The following is a 13,926-nucleotide window of genomic DNA, read 5'->3' as shown; positions in this document are numbered from 1 at the left end:
TCCGCCATTACGCGGCGCGGCACGGGTTGTGGCAGCTGGACGAACGCATCGCGTACCTGACCGGCGACACGCCGCCACCGGGCGTGCGGGCGTTCCGCGTCCTGGAGCACGGGCCGTACACCGAGAAGGCGCTGAAAGCCGTCCTCAAGCGACACGACGTCGGACGGCTGGAAATCCTGGTGCGGGGCCTCGACGTCGACCCGGACGCGCTGCGGCGGCGGCTGAAGCCCCGGGGTGCCGCGGAAGCGTCGGTGGTGCTGACGCGGATCGGGCGATCGCCCGTCGCGTTCCTGTGCCGCGCTGAAAGAATCACGTGAACGGAAACTTTCGAGGGGTGGAACTCCGGGTGAACGTGACGTAGGTTCCCCGGGTCGTCAAGTTCCACTGGAGGGTTCGCCGTGTCCGGAAAATGGTCAGGTCTCGTCAAGCTCGCCGCCGCCGCGGCCATCGGCGCCACCGTCGCCTCGGGCGCCACCGCGCTCGCCGGCTCGGACGAATCGACGGCCGCGCGCTCGAAGGAGCCCGCCAACATCGGCCAGGTCAAGCTGGACGTCAAGGCGTACTACGGCGACTACCTCGACGCCGCGGGCAAGCACCACTACTCCGACACCAGCCAGTTCGTGAAGGACACCGGCCGGATCGTCTCCGACGCCAAGCGCTACCTGCAGCAGTCGCTGGGCAAGGTGAAGAACCCGGCGATCGTGCTCGACGTCGACGACACCTCCGAGGTCACCTACGGCTGGGAGGCCGACAACGACTTCGGCTTCGACCCGGTCAAGCAGCAGCAGGCCATCGACAACGGCACGTTCGTCGCCAACAAGCCGGTGCTGGAGCTGGCCAACTGGGCCTCGCAGCGCGGCGTCAAGGTCTACTTCCTGACCGGCCGCAACGAGTTCCAGGGCCCGCAGTCGCTCAAGAACCTGGCCAACGAGGGCTACCCGGCCCCGGCGGGCGCGTTCTTCAAGCCGAAGACGACCGCGCCCGACTACCTGCCGTGCGGGCTGACCTGCAACACCGTCCAGTACAAGTCGGGCACCCGGGCGCACATCGAGGCGACCGGCGCGAAGATCGTCCTCAACCTCGGCGACCAGTTCAGCGACCTCGAAGGCGGTTACGCGCTGCGTCCGGTCAAGCTGCCGAACCCGATGTACTACCTGCCCTGATCGGGGAATAACCGCCGGGCCCGGGGTGCTGCTCCCGATACACAGAACTCGTTAGGGAGCTGAGATGGCGAAGAAGGTTCTGCAGCCGGGCCCGGACCACCCGATCACCGTCGAGCCGACCAAGGCCCGCGTGGTGGTCAAGGCGGGCGGGCGCGTCATCGCGGACAGCCGCAACGCGTTCACCCTGCAGGAATCCACCTACCCGGCGGTCCAGTACATCCCGCTGGCGGACGTCGACGCGGCGGTGCTCGAGCGGACCGACCACGAGACGTACTGCCCGTACAAGGGCGAGGCGGGCTACTACTCGCTCAACGTGGGTGACGTGCAGGCCGAGAACGCGGTCTGGACGTACGAGAAGCCGTATGACGCGGTCGCGCCGATCAAGGACCACGTCGCGTTCTACCCGAACGTCGTCGACTCGATCGAACTGGTCGAGGACTGAGCTGGACCTCGACCTGCTGCGCACGTTCCTGGCCGTCCACCGGGCCGGCTCGCTGACCGGCGCGGCCCCGTCACTGGGCCTGTCCCAGCCGACGGTGACCGCGCAGGTCAGGGCCCTGGAGGACCAGCTCGGCCGGCAGTTGTTCGTCCGCCGTGCCCGCGGCGTCACCCCGACCTCGGTGGCCGACGAGCTGGCCGCCCGGATCGCCCCGCACATCGACGCGCTGACCTCCGTGGCCGTCGGCGAGGCGGATCCGTTCGCCGCGCCGGTGCACCTGGCCGGCCCGGCCGAGCTGACGACCGTGCGGGTCCTGCCCGCGCTGGCGGACCTGGTCGGGCGCGGGCTCGAGCTGCGGGTGACCTTCGGCCTGGCCGACGACCTCCTGACCGGCCTCGCGCGGCGGCGCTTCGACCTGGTGGTCTCGACGATCCGCCCCCGCGGCCGCGCCTTCACGGCCACCCCGCTGACCGACGAGGAGTTCGTCCTGGTCGGCCCGCGCGGTTTCGACGGCGACCCGCGAACGGCGCCGCTGGTCGCCTACGCCGAGGACCTGCCGATCATCCGCCGCTACTGGCGTTCGGTCCTGGGCGCGCGCCCGCCGGCCGGCCCGGCGGTCGTCGTCCCCGACCTGCGTGGAGTCCTGGCCTGCGTGCGGGCGGGCTTCGGCGTCAGCGTGCTGCCGCGGTACCTCTGCGCGGACGAGCTGGCCTCGGGCGAGCTGGTGGCGCTGCTGGAGCCGGAGGAGCCGCCGATCAACACGCTGTTCGCGGTCACCCGCACCGAGCCCTGCCGAGCCGGGCCCGCGGCGGTGCGGGACGCACTGCTCGCGGACGCCGCCCGGTGGTGACTCGGCCGGCGCGCCGAGCTGCGAGCATCTTGCCGGCACCGGAGCGCAGCTTCTTCGGCAGATGCTGGCCGTTCGAGCGTTGGCGAGCAAGGCGGATGCCCCCGCGCGGTGGCGCCCCTCAGGCCGCCGCGCGCCGCCGTCCCCGGCCCAGCCACCACTCGGCGGCCAGCAGCGGGAGCACCCAGCCGGTCCACGTCGTGATCCCGGCGATCGCCTGGCCCAGCGCGACTTCGCTGCCGCCGAACGTGGTGTCCAGCTGCGGCGTCAGCACCATCGCCCAGACGACGCCCCAGATCCGGTTGCTGATGATCGACATGCAGAGCGCGAAGCTGCGGATCATCCAGCGGCGGTGCTCACCGAACCGCCGCGCCCGCGCCATCCGGTAGCCCTGCACGGTGCAGCCGAACCAGAGCGTCGCGAGCAGGACGTTCGACACGGCCGCGACCGGGCCGAACGGCGCGGCGAGCGCGATGGTGAAACCGGCGATCGACGCCGGGATCGCGCCGGCGAAGACGTAGACGCGTCCGGTGCGGCGGTGCACCGCCGGGTGCTTCTGCCGCAGCCACGGCCAGATCTGCAGCGCGCAGGTCACCATGGCGACGGTCGCGATGCCGATGTGCGTGACCAGTACGGGGTAGTACCAGCCGGTGGGGGCCGGGATCCGCGACTGCGCGGGGTCGAGTCCGAGGTAGGGCGGCAGCGAAAAGACCAGGAAGGCGGTGACCAGCAGCCCGAGCGGGAACACCCACGGCTTCGGGCGGCGGCGGACTTCGGTCGTCGTCATGGTTCTCCCTGATTTCGTACGGTGTATCCGCACCGTATTCAGCGGCCTTCCGGATCGGCAATCCTTGGTGCTGACATTGGGGGAGTACCCTGAAAGCGTTCTAGGGTCTGCTGCCAACTGTTCTAGTACGGAGTGTTCGTGACCGAGGCGCCCTACCTCCGGATCGCGGCGGACCTGCGCCGCCGGATCACCGCGGGCGAGCTGCGGCCGGGCGACCGCGTCCCGTCGACCCGGGCGCTGGTCCGCGAGTGGGGTGTCGCGATGGCGACGGCGGCGAAGGCGCTGTCCGCGCTGGGCGAGCAGGGCTGGGTGCGGGCGGTCCCGGGCAGCGGCACGGTCGTCGCCGACCGGACGCCGGTCAAGCCGCCGCTGGGCCGGGACGCGCTGGTCCGCGCGGCCATCACCCTGGCCGACGCCGAAGGCCTGGCGGCGCTGTCGATGCGGCGGCTGGCGGCCGGGCTGGGGGTCGGCCCGATGGCGCTGTACCGGCACGTGCCGGACAAGGACGAGCTGCTCCGGCTGATGGCCGACGTCGCGCTCGGGGAGGCGGAGCTGCCGGAGCCGGGCCCGGCGACGTGGCGGCCCCGCCTCGAACTCGCCGCCCGCGCGCAGTGGCGGGCGTACCGCCGTCACCCGTGGCTGGCGCCGATCCTGCTCAATTCCCTGGTCCGCCCGCCGGTGCTGGCGGCGGGCTTGCGCCTGGTGGACTGGTCCCTGCGCGCACTGGCGGGAACGGGGTTGAGGCGGCGGGTGAAGCTGCAGGTGATCATGACGCTCAACGGCTGGGTCGGCGGCCTGGCGGCGAGCAACGCGTTCGAAGTCCAGGCGGAGCAGGACACGGGCATCACGGGCGCCCAGCGCCTGGCGGCGGACATGGCGCTGCTGGGCCGGTTCCTCGATTCGGGCCGGTTCCCCACGCTGGCCGAGGTGATGACGGGCGTCGAGAACGTCGACCTCGACGAGGCGTTCGAGTTCGGGTTGCAACGCCAGCTCGACGGGATCGGCGTGCTGCTCGGATAGGGTGGACCCGGTGTTGATCACCACGGAACGGCTCACGCTGCACGCGTGGTCGGAAGACTTCTTCGACGATCTCTTCGCGTTGGCCCAGCTCCCGGAGACGGTCCGGTACGTGGGCACGGGCGAGCCGTGGAGCCACGAGTACACCCTGGCCAAACACCGCGCAACGCTGACGCACTGGGCAGAGCACGGCTTCGGCTGGTTCGCGGTATCGGCGGCCCCGGGCTCGTTCGACGGAGTGGTGTCCTTGGTCCGGCGCAGCGCGGCCGAGTCGGGCCTCGGCCTGCCGGCGGTGGAGATGGGCTGGTGGATAGCCCCCTCGGGCTGGGGCCGCGGCTACGCCACGGAAGCAACGACGGCGGTGCGGGACAGAGCGTTCGAGTCCGGTTGGACGGACCGGTTGATGGCGGTGTACGAGCCGGCGAACACGCCTTCGGCCCGGGCGGTGGAGAAGCTCGGGTTCGCGGTGCACAGCAGGTTCGTGCTGGATGGACGAGTGGAGGAGCGGGCGGTCCTGAACCGCCCCCGCTGAGGGCGTGTCCACAACGTGGCCGGGGTGTGGAGAAGTCGGCCGCTCGGCCGCGGTTGCTGCCGGAGCCGGATCGTTCACCGCGATCGGGACGCCCACGCCCCGCAACGATTGCTGGCCCGGCTCGGAACCCGGTTCGACCGCCGCCGCGGCCGGCATATCCCCCGGACGAGGCAACCGTGCGACGGGTGCTTTCCGACCTCGACGGCGACGACCTCGACACGCAATCAGCGGCTGGATCACCACGCCACCGCCGCACCACCCGCGATCGCAGTGGACGGCAAATCACTGCGCGGCACCTTCGCCCGCACCGGCGGATCGGGCATCCACCTGCTTTCAGCCGGAACCCTGCCAGGGAAGGCGGGGGAGTCTGCGGCCCCCGCCTGCTGGCCACCCGAGTCAGGCGGACGACGGCACCGGAACCTCGCCCACCCACCGGTGCATCGCCTCCGCCAGCCCCGCGTCACCCGAGCCGGGCGTGCCCACCCAGGCGACGTGCCCGTCCGGCCGCAGCAGCACCGCGTCGATGTCCGAAGTGGACGGACTGGCAGCGGCCACGACGTCCACCCCGGCCGACCACGCGGCGAACGACCCCGAAGCGGTCAGGTCCAGCAGAACCGGCCGCCCGGCGTGCAGCAGCGCCGCCAGCCGCGTCTCCACCCCCGCCACCTTCAGCGGCACGTCCGGAGCCAGCCGGCCCAGCCACGCGTGGCCGCCCGGCTCGTAGCACGCGTCCAGCCCCGTGATGATCTCCGCCAGCGCGCGGTTCCCCGCCGGGTGCGCCGCCACTCGCCGCATCAGGTCCGCCCACGGCTCCTCGCCGGCTTCCTCCAGCGCCACCTGTGCCCGCGTGTTCGCCAGGATCCGCTCGCCCGCCGCGTGCCGCTCGGCGTGGTACGTGTCCAGAAGGCCCTCCGGCGCCGTGCCGAGCACCGTCGCCGCCAGTTTCCAGCCCAGGTTGAAAGCGTCGTCGAGCGCGACGTTCACGCCGATCGCCCCCGCCGGCGGGTGGATGTGGGCCGCGTCGCCCGCCAGGAGCACCCGGCCTTCGCGATACTTCGACGCCAACCGGGCCGCGTCGCCGAAGCGGCTCAGCCAGCGGGGCGCGCTCAGCTCGACGTGGCGGCCGAGGACCGCGTCCACCTGCGCCTGCAACCGCTCCAGCGTGACCGGGGTGTCCTTGTCCGACGGCGGATCGTCCTCCCGGACCACGATCCGGACGTACCCCGGCCGCGGGATCACGAACAGGCTCCGCCCGTCCGGGCCCGCCGAAGGGCCGTACGGCAGCTCGCACTCGACGTCGCCGAGCAGCGCGTACCAGCGCGCGTCCACGCCGGGGAAACCGATGCCCGCCTGCTTGCGCACCGTGCTGCGGCCGCCGTCGCAGCCGACCAGGAAGCGGGCGCGGATCGTCCGGCCGAAACGTCCATTGTGGACCACCGCGGCGACCTCGTCCGCGGACTGGGTGAACGAGCGCAGGTCGTGGCCGCGCAGGATCTCCACGCCCAGTTCGAGCGCCCGGGCCTCCAGGACCTCTTCGACGCGCGTCTGCGGGATACCCAGCGAGAACGGGTGGTCCGTCGCCGCGCCGTCGAGCAGCAGCGGGCCGGGCAGGCCGGTGACCGGCGCGTGCGGCACCCGGTGTCCCTCGGCCACCAGCCCTTCGGCCAGGCCGCGGCGGTCCAGCAGGTCCAGCGCCCGCGCGTTCAGGTTGAAGCCGCGGCAGTACGGCGGGCGCTCCGACAGGCGTTCGACGATCGTGGTGCGGACGCCGGCCAGCGCGAGCTCCGCGGCGAGCAGCAGGCCGGCCGGGCCGGCGCCGGCGACGAGGACATCGGGATCGGACATGGCTTTCCCCTCAGAAGTTTTCGGGCCACGGCAGCGAGCCGGACCGGATTTCGGCCGCCGTGCGGCGTGCCCAGTCGAGCTCCGCGCGCCAGGCGTGCCGGACGAACTCGACCTCGATCATGAACAGCCGCGGCGCGCCCTTGCCGACGGTTTCGGCCAGCGCCGTCTCCGCGCCCTCGATGCGTTCGGCGAGGTGGCGGGCACGTTCCTCCAGCGCGTCGGCGGCGCGCCGAGGTAGCTCACCGCCGCGACGAACTTCGGGTACTCCTCGACCGGTTCGCGGACCAGCTCGTCGAGCCAGGCGACGAACTCCTGGCGGCCGAGTTCGGTGTGCGCGTAGACGGTCCGCTCCGGCCGGTTGCCGTCCCGGACCGTCTCGACGGGCTCGATCCAGCGGTGCTTCGCCAGGGCCTCCACGGTGTCGTAGAGGGAACCCGGGTTGATCTTGAACGTCGAGCCCTTGTAGCGCTCGCGCAGCGTGGACGCCATTTCGTACGGGTGCATCGGGCGTTCCAGCAGCAGGCCGAGCAGGGCCAGCGCGAGGGTGTTGCGGATCTTGCGTGGCGGCACTGGTCGCTCCCTATTAGTCGGAACCGACTATACGACCGCCGTCAAGTCAGGTTGCCGACGCAGGTGCGCAGGAGGTCGGCCAGGTAGCGCCGCTGGTCGGTCGAAAGTGTGCCGAGCATCTGCGTTTCGACCTGCGTGATCAGGTCTTCGGCGGCGTCCAGCCGGTCGCGGCCCTGGGTGGTCAGCGTCACCGGGCGCGCCCGGCCGGCGGTCGCCTGCTCGGCGACGGTGACCAGCCCGGCCGACTGCAGGCCGCCCAGGACGTCCCGCAGCGACTGCCGCGTGACGAAGGTGATCCGGGCGAGTTCCGCCGACGACGCGCCGGGGTGGTCGTCGAGCGCGCGCAGGACGGCGTACTGCGACATCGACAGGCCCAGGGGGCGCAGCCGGTCGGTGCAGGCCTGGTTCAGTGCCTGCTGGGCGCGTTTGAGCAGGTAGCCGGGCCGATCACCCGTCGAGGGTTCACTCATGACAGGAACCTTACGCATCCTGCTGGGGTTGTGTAAGGACCCTGACACGGGGTTAGAAGCGCGTGTTCGCCAGCCAGTGGTCGAACAGCGCCGCGTCGCCGGAGACGGTGAGCCGGGGGTCTTCCGGGGCGATGCGCCGGGTCAGCGCGAGCAGCAGGTCGACCGCGCGGCCCTCGACGACGACGTGGGCCTCGGCGACGGTTTCCTCGGTCACCTCCACTCCCGACGGCGTCCGCCGGACGAGCCAGCCGGTCTCGGGTTCGGTGGCGTGGAACAGCAGCGTCTCGCCGGTGCCCTGCAGCGACGTCCGGTCCAGCGCCGGGTGCGGCTGTCGCGCGAAGACGGCCACGAGTCCCAGGCCCTCGGAGATGCCGTCCGCGGCGAGATCGGCGTCGACGTCGTACGGCCTGCCCGTCGCGAAGGCGGCGTCCGCGCGGTGGACGACCGTTTCGTGGGTCAGCCGCCGCGTCCAGAACCCGGCGCGCCGATCGGGGGTCCACGTCGACGTCGGGGTCTCGGAGCCGACCTCGGCCACCGCGGCGACGAGCCGTTCCGCGCCGTCGTGCAGCCAGCCGCCGAGGGCCTCGAACGCGGGCGGCTCGTCGATCGTGACGGCCTCGAACGGCACGTAACCCGTGGGCCGGCTCGCGATGATCACGGCCGACTTGTGGTAGGCGACCCCGACGTGGCAGGCCAGGTCCCGCAGTGTCCACTCCGGACACGTCGGGACGCGCGTGTCCGGTGCGGCGCCCGCGATCGCCGTCCCGAACCGGTCCGCTTCGGTGACGAGGGCGCCGGCCAGCCGGTCGTGGCTCAAAGACATCACCCTGCCACCGTAGGCCCGCGGACGGGGGCCGGGGGGTCATGATCGGGTGCCCCGAAGACGACCTCCCCGGACCTGGACAGCCGCCTCGCCGCGGTCCAAGATCCGTAGGGTGGCGGGGTGACTGGGGAGTTGAACCGCGCGCGGCTGGGGGTTTCGGTCGTGTTCGCGGTGTGCGGCGCCGCGTTCGCGACCTGGCTGGCCCGGGTGCCCGCGGTGCAGGGACGGCTCGGGCTGAGCACCGGCGAGCTGGCGACCGGGCTGTTCGGCCTCGCCGCCGGATCGGTGCTCGCGCTGCTGGGTGCGGGCGCGCTGCTCACCCGGATCGGCAGCCGGGCGGCCGTCGTGCTCGGCGCGGTCGTGCTGTGCGCGGGGCTGCCGCTGGTCGCGCTCGCGTGGTCGGCGCCGGTGTTCTTCGCCGCGCTCTTCGTGCTGGGCGTGGGCAACAGCCTGCTGGACGTCGCGATGAACGCCCACGCGGCCCGCGTCGAGGAGGGCTACGGACGCCCGATCTTCGCGGGTTTCCACGCCTTCTGGAACATCGGCGGCCTCGCGGGATCGGGCGCCGACGCGCTGATGGAAGCCCTGCACGTCCCGGTGACCGTGCACTTCCCGGTCGCCGGCGCGGTGCTGCTCGCGCTCGCGTTGTGGGCGGCCCGCACCCGCTTCCTCGGTGGCGCCGACCGCGGCCAGGGCGGCGCGGCGTTCGCGTGGCCGAGCCGGGCCCTGGTGCCGCTGGGCGTGATCGCGTTCTGCGGGTTCGTCGCCGAGGGCGCGGTCAACAGCTGGAGCGCGGTGTACCTCGCCGACGTCACCGGCGCGACACCCGCGCTCGCCTCACTCGGCTACTTCGCCTTCTCGGGGACCATGATCGCGGTCCGGCTGGTCGCCGACCGCGTGGTGGCCCGGACGGGCGCGGTCCGCTTCGTCCGTGCGGCGGCCGCGGTCGCGGTGCTGGGCTTCGCCGTGGTCCTCGCGGCGCCGTGGCCGATCGCGGTGGTGTTCGGGTTCGCGGTCGTCGGCCTCGGCGTGGCGGGGATCGTGCCGATCGCGTGGAGCGTGGCGAGCCGGAAGCAGGCGGACGCACCGGGCCGGGCGGTCGCCGCCGTCGCGGCGTGCGGGTACCTGGGATTCCTGGTGGAGCCGGCGCTGGTCGGCGCACTCGCGACCCGCGTCGGCCTGCACTGGGCCCTGTCGTCGGCGGTCGTGGTCACCTTCGGGATCGTCTTCCTGGCGCCGTCGCTGCGGGAACCCCGACTCACTCGAGCCGGTTCGGCCTAAACTTCCGTGGTGGAAAAGGCCTTTCTGATCGACGAGGTGCTGCGCCGCGTGCCCAGCGTGGACGGTCGGATCGGCCTCGAGCAGCTGGCCTACGGCTTGCTGAGCACGAGACGGAGCGTTGCCCTGCGGGTGCTGACGGAGCTGGGGGAGGATCCGGCCGCGCTGGCGGACCGGTTGCGGCCACCGCCCGAACCCGACACGGAGCCCTTCACCGTCGAGTCCTTCATAGATGCCTTCGAGGAACGAAACCGCGTAGAGCTGACGCCGGAGGCCCAAGCTCTGGTCGATCGCGTCCGCGACGAGAATGACTGCACTCCGTCGCTCCTGCTGGCTCTCGCCGAGGCAGGCGTGGTGCCGGTACCGCCGGACAAGATCCGCGACCAGTTCGAGAAGTGGGGCGTGGAACCCGAGCCGCTGTTCCCGCCGGACATCCGGAAGCTGAACACCCTGATCGCGCAGGCGCGGGAGCTCAAGATGAAGGTCGTCGACGCGGAGCGCTACGACCTCGCCTCCCCCATCCGCGACCGCGAGAAGGCGGCGATGCGCCGTCGCGCGGAACTCCTGACGGAATGGGCCGGCGAAGCCGAGCTCGTGGCCATGGTGGAAGAGATCGAACGGCTCCGTGCCCGGGTCCGCCGTCTCGGCAGCTGACGCTCAGTGCGTGCCCTGGACATCGGCACGGCACGCCTCCAGGAACCGGTCCCCGGCGTCGCTGATCCCGGTCAGCAGCTCGTCGAGGCTTTCCCGGCGCACCTTCGAAGCCCCGGTGTCCAGCTCGGCGAAGACGGCGTTCGCCCCGTTGCGGGCCGCCTTCCACAGCTCCTTGCCGCGCTTCCGCGGCTCCTCGGTGCCGAAGAGCGCCACCTGGTTGTGCGCCTTGCGCAGCTCGGCGCGGCGTTCGCGCCACCGGGTTTCGATCGCCTCCCGGTCCTCGGGCAGCCGGATGAACTCCGAGCGGACCAGCTGGAACGCCTCTTCACTCGCCGTCGACAGGCTCGCGTAGGCCTTGACGCGCTCGTCGCGCAGCCAATTCGCGTGCTCCGCCGCCCGCTTCTGCGCCTCCGCGCGCTGGGACGCCTTGAGCTTGCGGCCCTCGACGAACGTGGTGGTCAGCAAGGTGAGCACGACCCCGCCGAGCGTGGCGCCCACGGTGATCAGCTGCGTGGTGGTCCCCGAGTCCATCACGGGATTATCCCTGGCCCTCGACCTCCACCTCGGCTGATCCGGCAGCTACCGCTGGGAGCAGGACGCTTTCCCCGGCACCTTGCGGGGCATCGCGTTCGTCCCGTCCTTCGCGATCGCGGGCGCCGGGCGCGAAGCGGGGACGGGCGGCGACGAGCACGAGGAGATGCTCGCCGCCGACGCCTCACCTGAGAGGTGAACCGAACCAGCGGGTCAGGTGGTCGTCCAGGTCCCGCTGGTCGTCGCCGACCCAGGCGATGTGACCGTCGGGGCGCAGCAGGACGGCCGGAACGTCGAGGGCCGCGGTGGGGTCCGCGAGGTGGTCGACCCGGTCCGACCAGGCGTCGGCGGTCAGGCGTTCGGTGCGGTCCAGCACCAGGCCGCGGCCGCGGTGCAGCCGGTCGTAGAGGCGGCCCTGCTTCACGTCGATGTCGCGCAGGCGGCGGCCGACCGGATCGGGGCCCTCGCCGAAGTCGTATCGGATGTCGATCGCGGCGATCTTCCCGATCAGGTGACGGTTGACCTCGTCGAAGTCCATCAGTTCGGTGAGCAGCCGGCGCACGGCCTGCGGGCCCGGTCCGGGGGCCGACAACTCCATCTGGGCCCGGGTGTTGTCGAGGACGGCCTCGGCGACCGGACGACGTTCGGCCTGGTAGGTGTCCAGCAGCGGCTCCGGCGCCCAGTCGCGGACCCGCGCGGCCAGTTTCCAGCCGAGGTTGAAGGCGTCCTGGAGGCCGAGGTTGAGGCCCTGCCCGCCGGTGGGCGGGTGGATGTGCGCCGCGTCGCCGGCCAGCAGCACCCGCCCGGCCCGGTACCGCTCGGCGAGCCGGGTGGCGTCGCCGAACCGCGACAACCAGCGCGGGGAGTGGACGCCGAAGTCGGTGCCGGCGACGGCTCGCAGCTGTTGCCGGAAATCGTCCAGGGTGGGCGGCGCCGCGCGATCGCCGACGCCCGCGGCCGGGACGACGACGCTGTAGATCCCGCCGCCGAAGGGGCGGAGCCAGAACGGCCTGGTCGTCTCGGAGACCACGGCCACCTTGGCGGCGATCTCCGCCGGCGGCGCACTCGCTTCCATTTCGCCCATCAGCGTCTCGGTCCGCGAGGGCTCGCCGGGGAAGCCGATCCCGCTCAGCTTGCGCACCGCGCTGCGCCCGCCGTCGCAACCGACGAGGTAGCGCGCCCGCAGCCGTCCGCCGTCGGCGAGCTCGACGGTCACGCCGTCGTCGTCTTGCTCGAAATCGACCACGGCGGCACCGTGCCGGACCGCGGCGCCCAGGTCGATCGCGTGTTCTTCGAGGAGCCGGACGATCACCGGCTGCGGGATGCCCAGCAGGTAGGCGTGCGCGGAGTCCAGGTCCGGCGCGGGTTTGGGGATGGCGGCGAAGAACCCACCGGCCGGGCGCTGCCGTCCGTGGCGGAGGAGGCGGTCCAGCAGCCCGCGCATGGCCATCAGCTCGAGGCTGCGCGCGTGCAGCCCGACGATGCGGACGAACGACGCGGGTTCGGTGTCCTGCTCCAGGACGAGGACGCGCACATCGTGCAGCCGCAGCTCGGCGGCCAGCGTCGCGCCGGTCGGCCCGCACCCGGCGATGACGACGTCGAACTCAGGGGGCGAAGAAACCATGGGTGGTGCCTTTCGGGAGTGCCTTGGTGGTCGAGGCGCTCCCGGCGACACCTACGTCGATCGCCGGCCGTGACGCGAAAGGGGGAGCACCCACGTCGATCCTGCGTTCATGGGTCTCACCTCCTCGGGTGTGTCACGGACGTCGGCAAGCTACAAGGCCACCCGCCGGCCCGTCCAGTCCTTTTCCGGCTCGCGGGGTCAGGCCGTCGGGCGGCCCGCTCCCGCGTAGTCGTCGCCGTCGCGGCGGTAGGAGTGGACCTGGACCGCCTGGCCGGTCTGCGGCGCGTCGATCATCTGCTGGTTGCCGATGTAGAGACCGACGTGGTGGATCTTGGTCGTCGGCTCGCCGTAGAAGATCAGGTCGCCTAGCTGCGGGTCGGTCACGTGCGGCACGCTGCGGAACTGCGTGTCGGCCGTGCGCATCAGCTTGATCCCCGCGCTCCCGTACGCCGCCGTCGTCAGACCCGAGCAGTCGAAGCCCGGGTCGCTGCCGCCGGTGCCGTTGCCGCCCCAGATGTACGGGAGGCCGATCTTGTCGATCGCGAAGTTCACCGCGCTCAGCACCGCCGGGTTCGGCGCCGCCGTGCCCTGGCCGACCGTGCCGTAGACGTTGACCGTGGCCAGCGTCCGGTGCAGGAACAGCGGCGCCGCCTGCAGCGTGCTGACCGAGTTCCACCACGTCTGGCCCTGGGACAGGTCGTGGCCGTCGGCGCACAGCGCGCGGCCCGTGGTCAGCGCGGCGTCGTCGATGTTTTGGACATCGGGCTTCCCGCCGGACGCGCTCGCCTGGTACTTGCCCCAGATCGCCGGGGCGAGCTGCATCGGCCCGGCGGCGTTCGCCGTCGAGACGACCTTGTTGTAGAAGTCGCGGACCTCGATCGTGCCGAGCGGCTTGTCCAGGACGCCGGTGGTGCCGAACTGCCCGCCCCGCACCCGGCCGTGGTCCGTGGTCACTTTTCCGACCGCGGCCAGCGTGACCCAGGAAAGGTGGCAGCCGGGGACGTCCTTGCTCAGTTTCGTCGTCGCCTTCGCGTAGCCGACCATCGCGCGCAGCGGGACGTCGAGCCACTGGCTGGTCTTGGACGCCCAGGCGTCGAACTCGCTCGCTTCGGGCACCTTCGGCGGCGTCGAGGTCTGCGGTGGCGTGGTCGTCGGTGGCTTGGACGTCGTCGGCTTGGCCGACGTCGAGGGGACCGTCGCGGCGGCGTTCGTGGTCTCCTGCTGCTTCGGCGCGAGCAGGATCCCGGCCACCAGGGCGCCCGCGACGACGACCACCGCCGCGATCACGACCACGGGCTTCCGGCGGCGGGGTCTGGGCGTTTCGGTTTCGATCTCGGTGTCGGCCG

16 protein-coding genes are annotated in these 13,926 nt (G+C 72.2%); 8 read left to right on the top strand and 8 right to left on the bottom strand.

Annotation, left to right across the window (positions count from 1 at the left end):
• The 4 genes from CCN39_RS18100 to CCN39_RS18085 form a co-directional block, all read left to right on the top strand.
• On the top strand, positions 1-317 hold a 317-nt coding region (locus tag CCN39_RS18100), incomplete at its 5' end, for a THUMP-like domain-containing protein (RefSeq protein ID WP_434781112.1).
• Between the two features lie 81 nt (positions 318-398).
• Positions 399-1,163 carry an HAD family acid phosphatase gene (locus CCN39_RS18095; protein ID WP_086843478.1) on the top strand — a complete coding sequence of 255 codons (765 nt, stop codon included), beginning with the start codon at positions 399-401 and terminating at the stop codon, positions 1,161-1,163.
• A gap of 64 nt (positions 1,164-1,227) precedes the next feature.
• On the top strand, positions 1,228-1,605 hold the full coding sequence (locus tag CCN39_RS18090) for a DUF427 domain-containing protein (protein ID WP_086843476.1): 378 nt from the start codon (positions 1,228-1,230) through the stop codon (positions 1,603-1,605).
• On the top strand, positions 1,526-2,452 hold the full coding sequence (locus tag CCN39_RS18085) for a LysR family transcriptional regulator (RefSeq protein ID WP_244210845.1): 927 nt from the start codon (positions 1,526-1,528) through the stop codon (positions 2,450-2,452). Before CCN39_RS18090 ends, CCN39_RS18085 begins: the two co-directional genes overlap by 80 nt.
• A 118-nt stretch (positions 2,453-2,570) precedes the next feature.
• Here CCN39_RS18085 and CCN39_RS18080 read toward each other — a convergent pair whose 3' ends face one another.
• Complete coding sequence (locus tag CCN39_RS18080) at positions 2,571-3,236, bottom strand: DUF2306 domain-containing protein (protein ID WP_086843473.1); 666 nt, start codon at positions 3,234-3,236, stop codon at positions 2,571-2,573.
• A 138-nt stretch (positions 3,237-3,374) separates the two neighbouring features.
• Here CCN39_RS18080 and CCN39_RS18075 point away from each other — a divergent pair, with 138 nt between their 5' ends.
• Together CCN39_RS18075 and CCN39_RS18070 are read left to right on the top strand one after the other, a co-directional pair.
• A complete protein-coding gene (locus tag CCN39_RS18075) occupies positions 3,375-4,256 on the top strand; it encodes a TetR/AcrR family transcriptional regulator C-terminal domain-containing protein (RefSeq protein WP_086843471.1) in 882 nt (293 codons plus the stop codon).
• A gap of 10 nt (positions 4,257-4,266) precedes the next feature.
• On the top strand, positions 4,267-4,785 hold the full coding sequence (locus tag CCN39_RS18070) for a GNAT family N-acetyltransferase (RefSeq protein WP_086843482.1): 519 nt from the start codon (positions 4,267-4,269) through the stop codon (positions 4,783-4,785).
• A 396-nt stretch (positions 4,786-5,181) separates the two neighbouring features.
• Here CCN39_RS18070 and CCN39_RS52605 read toward each other — a convergent pair whose 3' ends face one another.
• From CCN39_RS52605 to CCN39_RS18050, 4 genes are all read right to left on the bottom strand, one after another.
• Positions 5,182-6,630 carry an FAD-dependent monooxygenase gene (locus CCN39_RS52605; protein WP_086843469.1) on the bottom strand — a complete coding sequence of 483 codons (1,449 nt, stop codon included), beginning with the start codon at positions 6,628-6,630 and terminating at the stop codon, positions 5,182-5,184.
• A gap of 117 nt (positions 6,631-6,747) precedes the next feature.
• Positions 6,748-7,200 (bottom strand): PadR family transcriptional regulator, encoded by a 453-nt coding sequence (locus CCN39_RS18060; protein WP_244210843.1) that lies wholly within the window; start codon positions 7,198-7,200, stop codon positions 6,748-6,750.
• Positions 7,201-7,241: 41 nt separating this feature from the next.
• A complete protein-coding gene (locus CCN39_RS18055; protein WP_086843467.1) occupies positions 7,242-7,670 on the bottom strand; it encodes a MarR family winged helix-turn-helix transcriptional regulator in 429 nt (142 codons plus the stop codon).
• 52 nt (positions 7,671-7,722) lie between these two features.
• Positions 7,723-8,493 (bottom strand): maleylpyruvate isomerase family mycothiol-dependent enzyme, encoded by a 771-nt coding sequence (locus CCN39_RS18050; RefSeq protein WP_244210846.1) that lies wholly within the window; start codon positions 8,491-8,493, stop codon positions 7,723-7,725.
• A 120-nt stretch (positions 8,494-8,613) separates the two neighbouring features.
• Here CCN39_RS18050 and CCN39_RS18045 point away from each other — a divergent pair, with 120 nt between their 5' ends.
• Together CCN39_RS18045 and CCN39_RS18040 are read left to right on the top strand one after the other, a co-directional pair.
• Positions 8,614-9,774, top strand: coding sequence for an MFS transporter (locus CCN39_RS18045; protein ID WP_086843464.1), 1,161 nt, complete (start codon positions 8,614-8,616; stop codon positions 9,772-9,774).
• Between the two features lie 9 nt (positions 9,775-9,783).
• Positions 9,784-10,425, top strand: coding sequence for a hypothetical protein (locus CCN39_RS18040; protein ID WP_143264066.1), 642 nt, complete (start codon positions 9,784-9,786; stop codon positions 10,423-10,425).
• Between the two features lie 3 nt (positions 10,426-10,428).
• Here the strand turns inward: CCN39_RS18040 and CCN39_RS18035 are convergent, their stop codons facing one another.
• The 3 genes from CCN39_RS18035 to CCN39_RS18025 all read right to left on the bottom strand — a co-directional run bounded on the left by CCN39_RS18035 (position 10,429) and on the right by CCN39_RS18025 (position 13,873).
• Positions 10,429-10,956, bottom strand: coding sequence for a hypothetical protein (locus tag CCN39_RS18035; protein ID WP_086843460.1), 528 nt, complete (start codon positions 10,954-10,956; stop codon positions 10,429-10,431).
• A gap of 184 nt (positions 10,957-11,140) precedes the next feature.
• Positions 11,141-12,580 carry an FAD-dependent monooxygenase gene (locus tag CCN39_RS18030; RefSeq protein ID WP_086843458.1) on the bottom strand — a complete coding sequence of 480 codons (1,440 nt, stop codon included), beginning with the start codon at positions 12,578-12,580 and terminating at the stop codon, positions 11,141-11,143.
• A gap of 198 nt (positions 12,581-12,778) precedes the next feature.
• Positions 12,779-13,873 carry a C40 family peptidase gene (locus CCN39_RS18025; RefSeq protein ID WP_086843480.1) on the bottom strand — a complete coding sequence of 365 codons (1,095 nt, stop codon included), beginning with the start codon at positions 13,871-13,873 and terminating at the stop codon, positions 12,779-12,781.
• Positions 13,874-13,926: the final 53 nt, after the last annotated feature.

This window comes from Amycolatopsis kentuckyensis, assembly GCF_002155975.1.
In the GTDB taxonomy this organism is placed as follows: domain Bacteria; phylum Actinomycetota; class Actinomycetes; order Mycobacteriales; family Pseudonocardiaceae; genus Amycolatopsis; species Amycolatopsis kentuckyensis.
The sequence above is the reverse complement of the archived record's forward strand: the minus strand, read 5'-3'. Positions and strand labels throughout refer to the sequence as shown.